General features: G+C 70.6%; 16 protein-coding genes. 12 read left to right on the plus strand and 4 right to left on the minus strand.

Annotated features, from left to right (window positions below; translation table 11 throughout):
- The first annotated feature begins 53 nt into the window (after nt 1-53).
- The 3 genes from OV427_RS25265 to OV427_RS25275 all read left to right on the plus strand — a co-directional run bounded on the left by OV427_RS25265 (nt 54) and on the right by OV427_RS25275 (nt 2126).
- Nucleotides 54-344, plus strand: a complete 291-nt coding sequence (locus tag OV427_RS25265; protein ID WP_267858727.1) for a hypothetical protein — start codon at nt 54-56, stop codon at nt 342-344.
- A gap of 347 nt (nt 345-691) precedes the next feature.
- Complete coding sequence (locus OV427_RS25270; RefSeq protein ID WP_267858728.1) at nt 692-1612, plus strand: DUF2381 family protein; 921 nt, start codon at nt 692-694, stop codon at nt 1610-1612.
- Between the two features lie 22 nt (nt 1613-1634).
- The gene (locus OV427_RS25275; protein WP_267858729.1) at nt 1635-2126 is read left to right on the plus strand and encodes a serine/threonine protein kinase; all 492 of its coding nucleotides are present in this window, start codon (nt 1635-1637) and stop codon (nt 2124-2126) included.
- 29 nt (nt 2127-2155) lie between these two features.
- Here OV427_RS25275 and OV427_RS25280 read toward each other — a convergent pair whose 3' ends face one another.
- Nucleotides 2156-3553 carry a sensor histidine kinase gene (locus tag OV427_RS25280; protein WP_267858730.1) on the minus strand — a complete coding sequence of 466 codons (1398 nt, stop codon included), beginning with the start codon at nt 3551-3553 and terminating at the stop codon, nt 2156-2158.
- Between the two features lie 317 nt (nt 3554-3870).
- Here OV427_RS25280 and OV427_RS25285 point away from each other — a divergent pair, with 317 nt between their 5' ends.
- From OV427_RS25285 to OV427_RS25300, 4 genes are all read left to right on the plus strand, one after another.
- Entirely contained in the window at nt 3871-5079 is a 1209-nt protein-coding gene (locus OV427_RS25285; protein WP_267858731.1) for a tetratricopeptide repeat protein, read from the plus strand.
- Entirely contained in the window at nt 5076-6203 is a 1128-nt protein-coding gene (locus OV427_RS25290) for a HupE/UreJ family protein (protein ID WP_267858732.1), read from the plus strand. The genes OV427_RS25285 and OV427_RS25290 overlap by 4 nt, the downstream gene beginning before the upstream one ends.
- Before the next feature lie 158 nt (nt 6204-6361).
- Nucleotides 6362-7891 (plus strand): DUF4331 domain-containing protein, encoded by a 1530-nt coding sequence (locus OV427_RS25295; protein ID WP_267858733.1) that lies wholly within the window; start codon nt 6362-6364, stop codon nt 7889-7891.
- Between the two features lie 4 nt (nt 7892-7895).
- Nucleotides 7896-8174, plus strand: coding sequence for a hypothetical protein (locus OV427_RS25300; protein ID WP_267858734.1), 279 nt, complete (start codon nt 7896-7898; stop codon nt 8172-8174).
- An 88-nt stretch (nt 8175-8262) separates the two neighbouring features.
- Here OV427_RS25300 and OV427_RS25305 read toward each other — a convergent pair whose 3' ends face one another.
- A complete protein-coding gene (locus OV427_RS25305) occupies nt 8263-8484 on the minus strand; it encodes a hypothetical protein (protein ID WP_267858735.1) in 222 nt (73 codons plus the stop codon).
- 246 nt (nt 8485-8730) lie between these two features.
- On the opposite strand from OV427_RS25305, the gene OV427_RS25310 reads away from it, so the two are divergent.
- The 3 genes from OV427_RS25310 (at nt 8731) to OV427_RS25320 (ending at nt 12136) form a co-directional block, all read left to right on the plus strand.
- Nucleotides 8731-11136: an MASE1 domain-containing protein gene (locus tag OV427_RS25310; RefSeq protein WP_267858736.1), complete on the plus strand. Its 2406-nt coding sequence runs from the start codon at nt 8731-8733 to the stop codon at nt 11134-11136.
- A gap of 191 nt (nt 11137-11327) precedes the next feature.
- Nucleotides 11328-11639, plus strand: coding sequence for a hypothetical protein (locus tag OV427_RS25315; protein WP_267858737.1), 312 nt, complete (start codon nt 11328-11330; stop codon nt 11637-11639).
- A 119-nt stretch (nt 11640-11758) separates the two neighbouring features.
- On the plus strand, nt 11759-12136 hold the full coding sequence (locus OV427_RS25320; RefSeq protein ID WP_267858738.1) for a VOC family protein: 378 nt from the start codon (nt 11759-11761) through the stop codon (nt 12134-12136).
- On the opposite strand, the gene OV427_RS25325 is transcribed toward OV427_RS25320, so the two are convergent.
- Nucleotides 12133-12795 carry a TetR/AcrR family transcriptional regulator gene (locus OV427_RS25325; RefSeq protein ID WP_267858739.1) on the minus strand — a complete coding sequence of 221 codons (663 nt, stop codon included), beginning with the start codon at nt 12793-12795 and terminating at the stop codon, nt 12133-12135. The genes OV427_RS25320 and OV427_RS25325 overlap by 4 nt on opposite strands.
- Before the next feature lie 61 nt (nt 12796-12856).
- Here OV427_RS25325 and OV427_RS25330 point away from each other — a divergent pair, with 61 nt between their 5' ends.
- Nucleotides 12857-13642, plus strand: a complete 786-nt coding sequence (locus OV427_RS25330) for a fatty acid desaturase (RefSeq protein ID WP_267858740.1) — start codon at nt 12857-12859, stop codon at nt 13640-13642.
- Nucleotides 13643-13862: 220 nt separating this feature from the next.
- The gene (gene trhA / locus OV427_RS25335; protein ID WP_324289987.1) at nt 13863-14291 is read left to right on the plus strand and encodes a PAQR family membrane homeostasis protein TrhA; all 429 of its coding nucleotides are present in this window, start codon (nt 13863-13865) and stop codon (nt 14289-14291) included.
- A gap of 91 nt (nt 14292-14382) precedes the next feature.
- On the opposite strand, the gene OV427_RS25340 is transcribed toward trhA, so the two are convergent.
- A complete protein-coding gene (locus OV427_RS25340; RefSeq protein ID WP_267858741.1) occupies nt 14383-15264 on the minus strand; it encodes a hypothetical protein in 882 nt (293 codons plus the stop codon).
- Between the last annotated feature and the right edge of the window lie 20 nt (nt 15265-15284).

The following is a 15284-nucleotide window of genomic DNA, read 5'->3' on the forward strand; positions in this document are numbered from 1 at the left end:
GGTCATTTGCCGGGCTGATCTCCAAATCGGCCTCGGGAGACTTTCGCTATGTCGTGCCTGCCGGAAAGACCTTCATCGTCACCGACATCATCGCCATCACGCCAGATGACTCGTCGGGTGCCGCGTACCTGGTAACCACTGACGTCGTGGGCAGGACCCTCGACGTTCGCGCTGTCGTACCTGTCTGTGGACCCAAGGCAAGCACTGCCAACCAGAATCTCGCTTGCTCCGCCTCACTTCAGGCGGGCATTCGGTTCAACTCAGGAGAAATGATCGGCGCAACGTCAACAATCTCGATCGCGAGTGGCCAGACGTTCATGACCGTGAGCGGCTACGAGTTCTGAGGGAAGAACCCTCATCGCGTCTCTCCCAGTGAGCATCCGTAGCGCCGCGCCTCCGAGCGCAGTCGCCACGCCCAGCAGCGCCATCGAGCGCCTACCGGCCGGCTCCGCGCCCAACTACGTCTGGGCGAAGCGTTCCGAGAAGTCCGAGCGCAAGAAGAGCGACCGGGCCCGCGGCATCGAGGTGCTGGCCGTGCACCAGGAAAGCCGGGAGTCGACCGGGGCCTCGCGCCGTAGCGGAGAGCTTCTTCTCCACCCTGAAGTTCGAGTTCGTCGCCGAACCGGGCCAGGTCCAATCCCGCACCATGAGGTTGGCTGCCTTGAACCCATCCTGTTACGTTGGCCGCACCATGCGCAATCTCACACTTTCCAGGTGGGGCCTGCTTCTCGTCCTGATGGTTTCTCCGGCACTTGCCCGGGACATGGAGGAGAAGCTCATGATTCGGACCCTCAAGGTGCCGGAACATCCGGGCCAGGAGGCGCCGTCCATCTACGTTTCCGCGCAGGTCGTGACTGCGCTCCGGTTCGAGAAAGAGGTCGATCCGGCGAAGACGAAGTTCATGGCATGGCAGGGGCGTTTCGAGCCCCCACTCGTGGGTGGCAAGAAGGTGGTTCTGGAACCCCTGCGCGAACTCGACGACGGCGAGGCGCTGCCTCTGTCCGTGACGCTCGTTGACGGGACGGAGCTCACGTTCCTGGTGAAGCCCAAGAGCCGTGAGGACTGGGGATGGATCGACTATCAGGTCAATGTGTTCAAGGACCACACCAGCTACAACGCGGTGCTCTCGTCCCTCTACGACTCACTCAACAGAGAGCGCGGCCTCCGCGAGGAGAATGAGCGATTCAAGAAGGAAGAGAACTCCGTCGATCATGCCTATGCGACCCTGCTCGCCAATGGGGCAGCGGAGAAGACACCGTTTCGGCGCAAGAGGGTTTTCCGCTCGAAGACAGAAGACATGGACATGATCGTTGAAGTGTTCAAAGGGCCTGGTAAGGCGGCCGCGGTGGTGACCCTGAAGAACACCCATGGTGGAGAGCCCTGGAGGCTCGACGGTGCATACTTGGCCGTCGACTTCACCAGCTACTCGGCTCGACCCTTCGCGCTTCGCATGGACCCACCTGTGATCGTTCCGGGTCAGTCTGGGAAGATCGCGGTCGTGGTGGACAAGAGCGCCTTCCAGACCGACGGGGGCAACTCGCGGACCTGGCTCTTCAGCTCTTCCGTGGGGACGGCGTGCTGCAGGTGGCGGTGGCGATGGATCACACTCTGATTCAGCAGTAGAAGTGACGCTCATGCCCACGGCCAAAGCGCTCATGCTCGGTTCCATCGTCGTGCTCGCTACGTCTTCCGGCTGCACCACGGCCGGAGGCGTGGCACTTCGCCCGGACGGCACGCCAGGTCCACAGGAATGCCCGGCGAAGGCGCTGGAGGTCATGCGGTATCTGAAGCTGCGTGTTGGGGATGCGGAGTTGGTGGAGCTCGACGCGAACCAGCTCGACGCGCGGCGTGTCACGCTCTACGACGGGCCGATTGAGAGCATCCTCGAGGATGACTTCGGCACGCTTGAGGCAACGACCCGCCTGTACGGGCAGGTCTGGACGAGTGGCCCGCAGGTCGTCATCCGGTACTACGAGGCCCATCCACCGGACAGCGACAAGGTCCCGATTTGCGCCGTGGCCCGCCTCAGCCGTGACCAGATGCGGAAGAGTCCCGACTCGAAACCCGGCATGGCCATCCTCGAAGGGTCCACTGCGGCGGCCTACATCGTGGATGCCTTCCGCTGATACGCAGGCTTGGCTGACGTGTCCTGTGGTCACGCGGTGCGCGCGAGCGTGCTGGCGGGCAACTCGATGAGGAACTCCGTCCCCTGGCCCACCTCGCTGTGCACGGTGAGCGTGCCCTCGTGCTTGTGCACCAGCGCGGAGACGATGGCGAGCCCCAGCCCCGTGCCCTGTGTCTTCGTGGTGAAGAGCGGCTCGAAGATTTTCGACAGCACCTCGGCGGGAATCCCCGACCCGTCGTCCACCACGCGCAGGCGCCAGGGCACGCCCGCGCCGCCCTCGGCGTGGACGCGCACGGTGCCGTTGCTGCCCGGGGGCACCGCCTCCACGGCGTTCTGCACCAGGTTCACCAGCACCATGCGGAACAGCTCGCGGTCCAGCCGCGGCACCGGGAGCGACTCCGGCACCTCGTTGACGAGGCGCACCCCCGCGCGCTGGGGCACCACGCCCAACACCTCGTCCACCAGCGGGCGCAGCGCGCAGGGCGCGAGCTGGGGCGGCCGCTCGCGCGCGAAGTCCAGCACGTCGGAGATGATGCGCGCGCACACCGCCAGCTCGCGCTCGGTGACGTCGAGGAAATGGAGGATGCGCGAGTCCGTCAGCGTGCCCTGGAGGTTGGCCACCCGCAGCAGGACGCAGGACAGCGCGGTGCGCGCCGCGGCCAGCGGGTTGCGCAGCTCGTGGCTGATGCTCGCGGCCAGCTGCCCCATGGTGGCCAGCTTCTCGATGCGCGAGTACTGCTGCTGGAACTCGCGCAGTTGCTGCTCGGCGCGCACCAGCGCCTGCTGCTGCGTCTGGAGCTTCTGCTCGTGCGCCAGCTCCGCTTCCGCCCGGCGCTCGGCCGTCTCCCAGGCCTCGCGCTGGAAGACGCGGCACGCCGCGAGCAGCACGGCGTCCGTGACGAGCACCCAGAAGGCCAGCTCCAGGAAGCGCCAGCCCGCCGAATCCGCCGTGCCGTAGACGGACTGGGGCCACAGCACGCCCCGCGCGAAGTGGTCCAGGATGGTGGTGGCGCTCGCTGACAGCAGCACCCACGGGTCTCTGTAGAAGGCGAGCAGGGCCAGCGACGCGAAGATGTGGAAGTGCGTCTCGCTGCGTCCGGCCGTGAGGTGGATGAGCAGCGCCGACCAGAGCATCTGCGCCACCGCCATGCCCTGTCGCGCGAGCACCGAGCCCGGCCGCCAGCGCGCCAGCACCAGGGGGAGCACGCTGAGCGCCGCGCCCAGGAGGACGGCGGTGTGCACGTGGGCGTGCTCCGTGCGCGCCTTGCCCTCCCACGCCAGCGGGGAGAAGACCGATGCCACCGCCACTCCGCACACCCACTGGCCTGCCATCAACCACGCGAACAGCCCATCCACCCGTCGCCGGACCTCTTGCAACTGAGATGCATGAAGCCGGGCCGCGCGCTCCTGAAGCGAGGGTGCGCTCATGGGCATGAGGACTCCTTCAGGGTGCGGACGAGCACGAGGTGGAAATTGCCGTGGCCATGGAAGGACCTGGGCTGGCTCATCGACTCGGGTGGTGATGGCGGGGCCGCGCACGACGTCATCGGGAGGTAGTGAGCGAGGCGGGCCCGGGTGGATCTCCCACCCGGAAAGGGAGGGTCCGTCCGGCCAACGCCAGTGTCGGAAACGAGTCAGGAGGACGTTCCGCGTGTCGGGTGGCTGGTGTCGGTGGGCCCATGGGTCCGTCTCAGGAAATCCACCCGGGTGCGGGCTGCGTAAGGCTCTCACCGATGCGAGCCCACATGCCCCGCTTCCGCTTCGCCACCCACCTCGCAGTCGGTGTGGCCGCCGTGCTGTCCCTGCGGTGCGGAAGCAATCCTCCCGCCGTCGAGCGTGTACCCTTCACGCCCGCGTCGGACGGCGTGGTGCTGGAGCAGGTGCCCGCCACCGCGGGAGATGCCCGCGCCCGGGAGCGTGCTGCGCTGCGGCGCGCCCTGGCCGGCCGGCCCGAGCAGCTCGACCTGGCGCTGCGGCTGGCGAGGCTCGACATCGAGGAGAGCCGGATGCGGGGAGACCCGCGCTACCTCGGCCGGGCCCAGGCGGCGCTCGCGCCCTGGTGGGACGCGGCCAGCCCTCCGCCCGGCGTGCGGCTGTTGCGTGCCACCATCCTCCAGAGTCGACATGAGTTTCCCGCCGCGCTCGCGGACCTCGACGCGGCCGTGCGGGAGGACCCGCGCAACGCGCAGGCGTGGCTGACGCGCGCGGTGGTGCTGGGTGTGCGGGGCGAACACGCCGAGGCGGCCAGGAGCTGCGCGCCGCTCGCTGGCCTCGCCGGGCCGCTGACGGCCGCCGTGTGCGAGGCCCAGGTGAAGAGCCTCGCCGGCCGCTCGCGCCAGGCCTATGCGCTGCTCACCGACGCGATGGCCCGGGGGACACCGGGCCCGGAGGCGGAAGCGTGGGCGCTCTCCACGCTGGCCGAGGCCGCCGCTCGCGCGGGCGACACGGCGCGCGCGGAGAAGCTCTTCCTCCGGACGCTCGCGCTGGACCCCGGTGACGCGTACACGCGCGCCGCCTACGCGGACCTGCTGCTGGACGCGGGGCGCCCGCGCGAGGCCGCCACCCTGGTGCGCGGGCACACCGAGGACGACAACCAGTTGTTGCGCCTCGTGCTCGCGGAGACGGCGCTCGGCTCGGCGGAAGCCGCGACGCTCGCCGCCGAGCTGTCCGAGCGCTACGCGGCCAGCCACCTGCGCGGAGACGGCCTGCACGCGCGCGAGGAGGCCCGCTTCGCGCTCCACGTGGAGAAGGCGCCGGACAGGGCCCTCACGCTCGCGCGGGCTTCGTGGGACGTGCAGCGCGAGCCGTGGGACGTGCGGCTCCTGCTGGAGACCGCGCTCGCCGCCGGGAAGCCGGAGGCCGCGGCGCCCGCCGTGGAGTTCCTCCAGGCCGCCGGCTGCGAAGACCCTGGACTGGTGGCGCTCGCCGAGCGCGTGCGTGGGAGCCTGCCTTGAGCCGCCTTGTCACGCTGTTGCTGCTGCTCGCCCCGCTGGCCGCGCTGGCTCACAAACCGAGCGACAGCTACCTGCATCTGACGCGCGACGGGAGTGGCTTTACCGGCCGCTGGGACGTCGCGCTGAAGGATTTGGACGAGGTCCTCACCCTGGACGCGGAAGGGGACGGCGCGATTACGTGGGGCGAATTGCGCGCGCGCCAGTCGGACGTCGCTGGCTATGTGCTCGCGCGCCTGTCGCTGGGCGCGGACGGCACCCCGTGCACGCTGGAGCCGGGGAGCGCCGCGCGCGTGGTGCGCCACTCGGACGGTGCCTACGCGGTGCTGGACTTCGCCGCACGCTGCCCGGCGGCCCCCACGGCGCTGGACGTGGACTACTCGCTGCTGTTCGACCGGGACCCGCAGCACCGCGGCATCGTCCGCGTCGCCAACGGGAGCGCGAGCGAGACGCTGGTCCTCTCCGCCTCGAATCACACGGCCCGCGTGTCGCTGGAGGGCCTGTCCCCCTGGCGCCGCTTCGGGGGCATGGTGGTGGAGGGCGTGAAGCACATCTTCGCGGGACTGGACCACCTGCTCTTCCTCTTCGCCCTGCTGCTGCCGTCGGTGCTGCGCCGCGAGGCGGACGGGCGTTGGGTGCCGGTGCGGGCCTTCGGCCCGGCGGTGAAGGACGTCGTGAAGGTGGTGTCCGCCTTCACGGTGGCCCACTCGCTCACATTGAGCGCCGCCGTGCTCGGCTTCGTGTCGCTGCCCTCGCGCTTCGTCGAGTCCGCCATCGCCGCGAGCGTCATCGCCGCCGCGCTCAACAACGTCTTCCCCGTGGTGCGCGGCACGCGCTGGGTGGCGGCGCTCGCGCTGGGTCTGCTGCACGGCTTCGGCTTCGCGTCCACGCTGGCCGACCTGGAACTGCCGGGCGGCAGCCTCGCCGTCACGCTGCTGGGCTTCAACGTGGGCGTGGAGCTGGGCCAGCTCGCGTGCGTGGCCGCCTTCCTCCCGCTGGCCTTCACCCTGCGCGGCTCGGTGCTCTACCGCCGGGCGCTGCTCGTCGGAGGCTCGGCTGCCATTGCCCTGGTGGCGTGTGTCTGGTTCGCCGAGCGCGCGTTCGGCATGGGCATGTCCTTCACCTGACACCGGCTGCGCGCTCCAGCACGCTGGCGCGCAGGCCCGCGCTTCACGCATCCACGCAGGGAGCGCGTCCGTAAGGAGTCGTAGCCGGGTGTGCAGGCAGCGTCGGTCGCGCGCCCTGGTGCAACAGCAGTCCCTCCACACCTCAACAGGAGAAGCGAATGAGAGCCAAGAAGCTCGCGGCGGCATTGACCGTCGCGACCGCACTGGGTGCCACCGGCGCCCTGGCGTCCAGCCACCGGGAAGCTCCCTTCATCACGGAGATGCCCAAGGTCGACGCCACCGACTTCTACATGTTCCGCAGCTACGAGTCGGGTCGGGATGCCTACGTCACGCTGATTGCCAACTACCTGCCCCTGCAGGATGCGTACGGCGGTCCCAACTACTTCTCGCTGGACCCGGATGCGCTGTACGAAATCCACGTCGACAACACCGGTGACGCCGTCGAGGACATCACCTTCCAGTTCCGCTTCACCAACACCCTGGCCGCCAACGGCAACGGCGTCACCCTGCCCATTGGCACGGGGGCCAACCAGAAGAACGTGGCGGTGCCGCTCGTCAACGTGGGGCCCATCACCGCGGCGGACCGCAGCAAGCTCAACGTCCAGGAGTCCTTCACCCTGAAGGTCGTCCGGGGCAACCGCCGCACGGGCACCGCCGCGGACGTGACGAACGCCAGCGGCGGCAGCGCCACCTTCCTCAAGCCGACGGACTACATCGGCACGAAGACGTTCGGTGACGCCAACGCCTACGCCGCCTACGCGGGCCAGCACATCTACTCCGTGAACATCCCCGGCTGCACCGGCCAGGCGAAGCTGTTCGTGGGGCAGCGCAAGGAGTCCTTCGCGGTCAACCTGGGCCCCATCTTCGACCTGGTGAATGCGCCGGCCTCCGTCATCGCCGACGCCGCCAACCGCAACGCGGTGCCCAACCCGCTGGACGACAAGAACATCACCACGCTGGCGCTGGAGGTCCCCATCTCCTGCCTGAGGACGGCGGCGCAGCCCGTCATCGGCGGGTGGACCTCGGCGAGCGTGCGCCAGGCGCGCGCCATCAACCCGAAGGCCACCTTCACCATGCCGGCCCGTGAGGGCGGCGCGTGGGCGCAGGTCAGCCGCCTGGGCATGCCGCTGGTCAACGAAGTCGTCATCGGCCTCAAGGACAAGAACCGCTTCAACGCCAGCGAGCCCAAGGACGACGCCCAGTTCGCCGACTACGTCACCCACCCCACGCTGCCCGCGCTGCTGGAGGTGCTCTTCACCACCGCCGGCGTGAGGGCGCCCACCGTGTTCCCCCGTGCGGACCTGGTGGCGGCCTTCCTCACCGGCGTGACGGGCGTGAATGCCAACGGCTCCACCGCGGAGATGCAGCGCCTCAACGTCGAGCTGCCGGTGACGGCCAGCGCGAGCCAGAACAACCTGGGCGCCGCGGGCTGCTTCAAGGACGGTGCGCTCGACACCACCCTCGCCGGCTGCGACCCGGCGGGCTTCCCCAACGGTCGCCGCCCCGGTGACGACGTGGTGGACATCGAGCTGCGCGTGTCCATGGGCTACCTGCTGGCCAACGACACGCAGGCGCCGTCGCGCAACATCCCGTTCCACGACGCCGTGCTCCAGGACGCGTCGCAGTTCGACACGACCTTCCCCTACCTGCGCACGCCCAACGCGGGCGCTCACGGCGACGGGACCTGAGGCCATGGGCAAGTTCAGAGCACTGGCCTGCATCCTGACCCTGGGGTCGGCCCTGGCCTACACCGGATGCAGTGACGACGACGACCCTCCAGTCCCCCGCCCGGACGCGGGCGTGGACGCGGGCACCGATGCCGGCACCGACGCGGGCACCGAGTTCACCGCCTTCGTGAAGGACCTCATCGAGAACCAGACGACGGCCACCGGCACGCCGGTGGAGGTGGACAACCGGGAGTTCGTCGACACCGAGCCGACGAACGCCTTCCCGGACGCGTTCTTCCAGTAGCGCGTCGGGACGAGACACACGGAGCCCGGTGCCGGGGTCAGCAGTCCCCAGGGCACCGGGCTCCAGGTTTCTTCAGCGGGAAGCGTCGTTACACCACTGTGACGCGGTATTTCAGCTGGTTCTCCGCCCGGCTGTGCGCCGTGGCGGCCGCGATGATGTGGCACACCCAGCCCAGGCACCCACCGGTGCCGATCCAGAAGCCCGGGGTGATGATGAGCCAGAAGACTCCGCGGAGGATGTCCCCGTTGTAGATCTGGCCCACGCCGGGGATGAGGAAGGACAGCAGGGCGGCGATTCCGGGACGCGACATCGTTTCGTTGAACCTCCTTGCCTCCTTCTACGCAAGGGGCGCCAACCCATTGCATGGGCCGGCTATCGGCTCCTGGACGCTTGCCTGCCTGCTCCCCGGGCGGCAGGTGCAATGCGCGGCCGGACCCGGTTAGCATGGCGGCCGTAGGTACGCGTCGGGTCGGCGGACGGTACCTGGGGGGATTGGGTCATCTTCGGGCTGCTCCGAGCCAGCGTTCGCGCGGTCAACGTCAGGTACCTCCTGGAGGTGCTGGCGCTGGCACTCGTGTATTTCGTGGGCGGGAGCCTGGGCCTCCTGGTGGCCACGGTGGGCACCAACGTCAGCCCCGTCTGGCCCCCGGCCGGGGTGGCCCTGGCGGGGCTGGTGCTGCTCGGCCCCTCTCGCTGGCCCGCTGTCTTCCTCGGGGCCCTGTGCGTCAACTACGGGCTGACCCCGAGCCCCCTGCCGTCGAGCCTGGGGGTGGCCCTGGCCGCCACGCTGGCGGCGGTGCTGGGCGCGCTGCTCTTGCGGCGGGTGGGGTTCGACGCCCGCCTGGGGCGCATCCGGGACGTCGTGGCGCTGTGCGCGGGAGCGGGCGCGGCCTGCACCACGGTCAGCGCCACCCTCGGCTCGCTGAGCCTGTTGCTGGGACAGCTGCTGCCGCGCGCGGAGCTGGCCCGCGCCATCTGGGTGTGGTGGGTGGGGGACATGATGGGGGTGCTGGTGATGGCGCCGCCGCTGCTGGCGCTGGGGCGGCTGAGGCGCCCGCGCAAGTGGGGCGAGGCGCTGCTGCTGGCGGCGCTCACCACCGCGCTGGGCGCGGCCATCTTCATGGTCTCCGACGTGGGCTTGAGCGCGAAGCACGTCGCGGCCTTCCTCCTCTTCCCCATGTCGGCCTGGGCGGCGCTGCGCTTCGGCGCGGGCGGCGCGGCCACCGCCACGTTGTTCATCGCCACGGCCGCCACCGTCGGCACCGCGAGCGGGCAGGGGCCCTTCTCCTCCGGCCACATCACGGAGGACCTGCTGGTGCTCCAGCTCTTCGTCGCCGTCACCTCCGTCACCGGGCTGCTGGTGGCGGCGGCGAGCGACGAGCGCAAGCGCGCCGTGGAGCAGCTCCAGCTTCTGGCCACCACCGTGCACGGCGTGCACGAGGGCGTCCTCATCGCGGAGGTGCGCGCCCCGGGCCTGCTGCGCACCGTGTTCGTCAACGAGGCCCTGTGCGCGCTGATGGGCCACCGTCGGGAGGACCTCGTGGGCAAGGACCCGTGCTTCGTCTATGGCGAGCAGGAGCCGGAGCTGACCCGGCGCGTGAGAGGGGCCCTGCTCGCGGGCGAGCCCCTGTGCGCGGAAGTCCCCGTGATGCGCAAGGACGGCAGCCTGCTGCGCTCCGAGGTGCTGCTGTCCCCGGTGCGCGCCACCGGCGAGGACATCACCCACTTCGTGGCCACCCACCGCGACATCACCGCCACCAAGGAGCTGCAGGCGCGCCTCGTCGCCGCCGAGCGCGTGGCCGCGGTGGGCACGCTCGCGGCCGGGGTGGGGCACGAAATCAACAACCCGCTGGCCTACCTGGTGCTCAACCTGGAGGCCGCCGCGCGCAGCCTCTCCGAGGGCGGCCTGCCCGCGACGCGGGATGCGCTGTCCGGAGTGCGGGGCGCGCTGGAGGGGGCGGAGCGCATCCGCCTCATCGTGAGGGACCTGCAGGTGTTCAGCCGCCAGGGAGACCAGGAGCGTGGGCTGGTGGACCTCAACGCGCTGGTGCCTCCGGCGGTGCGCATCGTCAGCCATGCGCTGCGCCACCGCGCCCGGGTGGTGGAGGAGTTCGGCCCGGTGCCGCGCGTGCTCGGCAGCGAGGCGCGGCTGGGGCAGGTGCTGCTCAACCTGCTGGTGAATGCCATGCAGGCCATCGCCGAGGGCAGCCCCACGCTGAACGAGGTGCGCGTGCGCACCAGCACGGACGCGACGGGCCGGGCGCGGGTGGACGTCATGGACACCGGCGCCGGCATCCCCGCCCACGTGCTGCCCCGCATCTTCGAGCCCTTCTTCACCACCAAGCCCACCGGCGAGGGCACGGGCCTGGGGCTCGCCATCTGCCAGCAGGTGGTCCGCGCGCACGGGGGAGAGCTGGAAGTCCGCAGCGAGCCGGGCCGGGGCTCCGTCTTCAGCGTGCTGCTGCCGGCCGCGCCGGTGCAGGTCAGCACGCCCTCCTCGCGCTCCGCGGCGGCGGCCGCGCTGCCCACGTCCCGGAGCCGCCGCGGGCGGGTGCTCGTGGTGGACGACGAGCCCAGGCTGGCGCAGTCCATGCGCCTGTTGCTGGAGCCCTACCACGACATCGTCACCACCACGCGCGGCAGCGAGGCGCTGGCGCTGGTGGCCGCGGGGCACCGCTTCGACGTCATCCTGTGTGACTTGCAGATGCCGGAGACGGACGGCGCCACCGTCTTCCGCCGCCTGTGCGCCACGGCGCCGGACCAGGCCGAGCGCGTGGTGTTCATCTCCGGCGGCGCCTACACCGCGGAGTCGCGCGCGTTCATGGAGTCGGTGACCAACCGCGTGCTGGAGAAGCCCGTCCGTCCGGAGGTGCTGATGGCCACCGTGGACGCCGCGCTGACGGACGGAGGGCCGCTGGTGGACTCGGAGCCCGCCGCCGCCGCGGGAGGCTCGCGCCACTAGCCGTGCGCTGCGGGCCACTGCCCCACCGGATGGCGGCGGAGCAGGGGCCCTGGCCCTGTGTGGTGCCGGGCTCGCGCCGGGCGCAGCTTGAGGGCAGGACGGGTTGGCGCGTCTCGCGTCGCCGGGCGGAGGGCCTCGGGCTCGTTCGCCGGGCGGGCCTCGCGGGAGCAGTCACCGGCCGGGAGAGCGCCATGGTGATGGAGAGCTGGAGTGAGAACCAGGCCAACGTGGAGCGGATGGTGACCGGCAGGGTCGTGGACGCCGGCCCGGACCACCTGACGATTCACGACCTGGCCGCCGGAGAGGACGTCACGGTGCGCATCGACGACCGTGCCCGCTACACCTGGACGGACGTCACGGAGGAGGGCCGGTTGACGGACAACGCCCAGATTCGCATCGGCTACTTCATCGCCGGAGGCCTCCACATCGCCTCGGAGGTTCGCGTGCTCGACCCGGGGGACGGTGAGTCCATCGCCGGCGTCATCCCGCGGACCCTCCACTGACGCGCGCCCCGGGTCTGCCCGGCCGGCCGGGGACCGGGCGCACGGCACGCTCCCCGCTGCGTGCGCGCCCGGGGACCCCCACGATGGCCTCGAGGGGCTGACCAGGAGAGGAGGCGTGGATGTTCGGGAACACCCAGGCGTTCAGCGGTTTCTCGGTGAGTGACGTACCGGCGGCCCGGAAGTTCTACGAGCAGACGCTGGGCCTGAAGGTGTCGGTGGAGGACGGCATCCTGTTCCTGCACCTCGCCGGAGGCCGGGACGTGCTGGCCTACCCCAAGGACGACCACGTCCCCGCCACCTTCACCATCCTCAACTTCCCGGTGCCGGACGTGGAGAAGGCCGTGGACCAGCTCTCCGCGCGCGGCGTGCGCTTCGAGCGCTACCCGAAGTTCGAGAAGGACACCGACGCGAAGGGCATCTTCCACGGCGGCGGCCCGCTGATTGCGTGGTTCAAGGACCCCGCCGGCAACGTGCTGTCCGTCATCCAGGAAGGCTAGCCGCGCTTCTTCGCGCCCTGCCGCGTCCCGGGGGAGTCCGGCTCGCGGGGCAGGTGGCGCAGCCCCATCCACCCGAGCGCCGCGACATGGCGGGACACGTGGTCGATGGAGAAGGACTTCCCCTCCGCGGCCCACCACTGGCCCACCTGCGTCACCATGCCCACCAGCGCGTTGGCGTAGATGGGGGCCACCTTGGGGTTGTAGCCGGCGCGCTCGAACTCGCTGCGGAAGATGTCGCCCACCCGCTGCGCCAGGTCGTCGATGACGCGCGTCAGGCCGCGCCGCGCGGTGGCCATGGGCGAGTCGCGCGTCAGCACCGCGAAGCCCGCGGGCTCCTCCTTCGCGTACGTCATGAAGGCCAGCACCGCCGCCTCGAAGCGCTCGCGCGGCGTGCCCTGGGAAATGCTCTCCGACATGCGCGCCACCAGGTCGTCCATCTCCCGGTCCACGATGGCCGCGTACAGCCCCTCCTTCGCGCCGAAGTGCTCGTAGACGATGGGCTTGGACACGCCCGCCTGCTGGGCCACCTCCTCAATCGAGGTTGCCTCGTAGCCGTGCGAGGCGAAGACCCCCCGGCCGACCTCCATCAGCTGGACCCGGCGGTCGGCACCCGACAGTCGCTTTTTCTTCGCCACCACGTTGACCTCTAACCTACTCATGGGTAACTTACTCGAACGGAACCTACTGGCCGGTAACCCACCGGCCGAGCTGGAGTCTTCCATGTACCTCGCCCTCTGCGGAGCCGTCTTCCTGGCCGCGTATCTGCTCAACCTCCTCACGATTTCGGTGGGTTACCACCGGGGCCTGGCGCACAAGGCGGTGCGCCTGCACCCGGCGCTGCGCAGGGTGCTCATCACCGGAGGCAACTGGCTCACCGGCCTGGACCCGAAGGCATGGGTGGTGATGCACCGGCTCCACCACGAGCACTCCGACACGCCGTTGGACCCGCACTCGCCGGTCAACGTGGGCATTCTCGGCATCGGGATGGAGCAGTTGCGCAACTACAAGCGCGTCATCGTGGGGCTCTTGCGCGAGGAGCCCGGGTACACGCGCTATGCGAGGGACCTCGACTTCCCGCTCAACGCGCTGAACCGCACCGGGCGCTGGTACCTGCCGTACGTGCTGCACGGCGCCGTGGGACTGGCGCTGGGTTTCGGCATCGGGTGGCTGCTGGGCGCCGCGTGGTTCTTCGGGATGATGAGCCACCCGGTGCAGGGCGGCATCGTCAACTCGCTCGGGCACGCGGTGGGCGGGCGCAACTTCGACACGTCGGACAACTCGCGCAACAACCACCTGGCCGCGTGGCTCATCCTCGGCGAGGGCTTCCAGAACAACCACCACCGCTATCCGGGGTCGGCGTCCTTCTCCTACCGCCGCCATGAGGTCGACCTCGGCTATGGTGCCTGCGTGCTCCTCGAGAAGCTGGGCCTCGCCACCATCCAACGTGACTACCTCATTCCTCGCCCGCCGTCGGAGTCGGCCGCCGAAGCGCAGGCTTCGTCCTGAACGCCCGGGCCGCTGAGAAGCCGAAGCTCCGAGGGGTGCTGCACCAGTTCGCCGCCGCGAGCGCGCTCGGGGCGGGTGGGGTGCTCGTGTCGATGGCGCCCACGCCCCGGGCCGCTGCCGCTGCCGCGCTGTATGCCATCAGCCTGGTGGTGCTGTTCTCGGTGAGCGCGACGTACCACCGGGTGGACTGGTCCCCCGGGGGCGGGCGTGGATGCGGCGCATGGACCATGCGTCCATCTTCATCCTCATCGCGGGCACCTATACGCCCGTCGCGCTGCTCGGCGTCTCCGGCGCCGCCGGTGACAGCCTGCTGCTCGCCATCTGGTGCGGCGCGCTCGTTGGCGTCCTCCAGTCGCTGTTCTGGGTGGGGGCGCCGAAGGTCCTCACGGCGGCGCTCGCCGTCGCCGTCGGCTGGACGCTGGTGCCGTACCTCGAGGATGCACGCCGGGCGCTCGGCGTCACCGAGCTCTCCCTCATCCTGGCGGGCGGGGTGGCCTACACCACGGGCGCCATCGCGTATGCGCTGAAGCGGCCGGACCTGCGGCCCGGCGTGTTCGGGTACCACGAGCTCTTCCACGCGCTCACGCTGGTGGGCGCCGGGCTCCACTTCGCCGTGGTGCTGCGGCTCGTCCGCGCCGCGAGCGCGTAGGCAGGGCGACTTCGGCGGGAAGCCGCCGTCAGGCTGCTGGACCCGAAGGCTGCACACCTCCGCGCGGCTGCACCCCCCAGGGGCCGGGCGCTCAGGGAGGGCTCATCGCTGGCGCGTGGGCCTGACGTTCCGGGCCGGGCTCCTGCTCGGCGCGCGAGCCCGTGACGAGGCCGTGCGCCGCGGGGCCGGGGGGCCAGCCGGCCCAGGACTCGAGCAGCGCGGCCAGCACGCTCCATGCCGCCGGTGCCCGCTGGAAGCAGGCGCTCTCGCGCGCCTGGAGCGCCGCCACCACCTGCACGTGGGATTTCTTCTTCGGGCGCATCGTCGACCAGTACCGGCCCGCGGCCGCGCGGAAGTCGTCCTGGGGGAAGCGCCGCACCAACGTGTGGAGGACGTGCACCCCACACGTCAGCTGCGCGTACGGATTCAGCAGCGAGCGCTCGGGGTGGCCGGAGTGGAAGGTGCGGGCCCCCGCGCCCGCCGCCAGGTCCAGCGCGAAGGCCGCCCGGTCCGCCTCCCAGTCGAACCGGCAGCCCAGCCCCTCCGCCGGGGGATAGCCGTCCATGTCCGCGTAGGAGAGCTGGAGCAGCCCCTCGCTGAGGATGGGCCGCCGCGTCACCGGGTCCATGGCCTGCCGCCGCGTGGCCCGGTCGATGATGCCCGTCTCGTTGAACATCACCCGCCGGTCCCACCCGGACTCCGGTCCGGAGATGGCGAACAGCAGATCCGCGTAGAACTGGAGGCGCGCGTCGGGTGCCAGCTCCGCCCACCTCGGGCAGAAGTCCGCCATCTTCTCCGCGGGCAGCGTCCGCAGCGCCGGCACCTTCGCCGCCTCCGCCCGGATGTGCGCGTCGTAGGCCGGCACCCAGCCCCGCACGGGCGCGGGCCGTGGCTCCGCGAGAGGCTCCGGCACCTGGGCCCACACGTCGGCACCCCAGACGACACTCAGCAGCAACAGCAATCGCTGACGCATGAAGGGCCCCGGGTGGAAGG

Source organism: Pyxidicoccus sp. MSG2 (genome assembly GCF_026626705.1).
Taxonomy (GTDB): Bacteria; Myxococcota; Myxococcia; order Myxococcales; family Myxococcaceae; genus Myxococcus.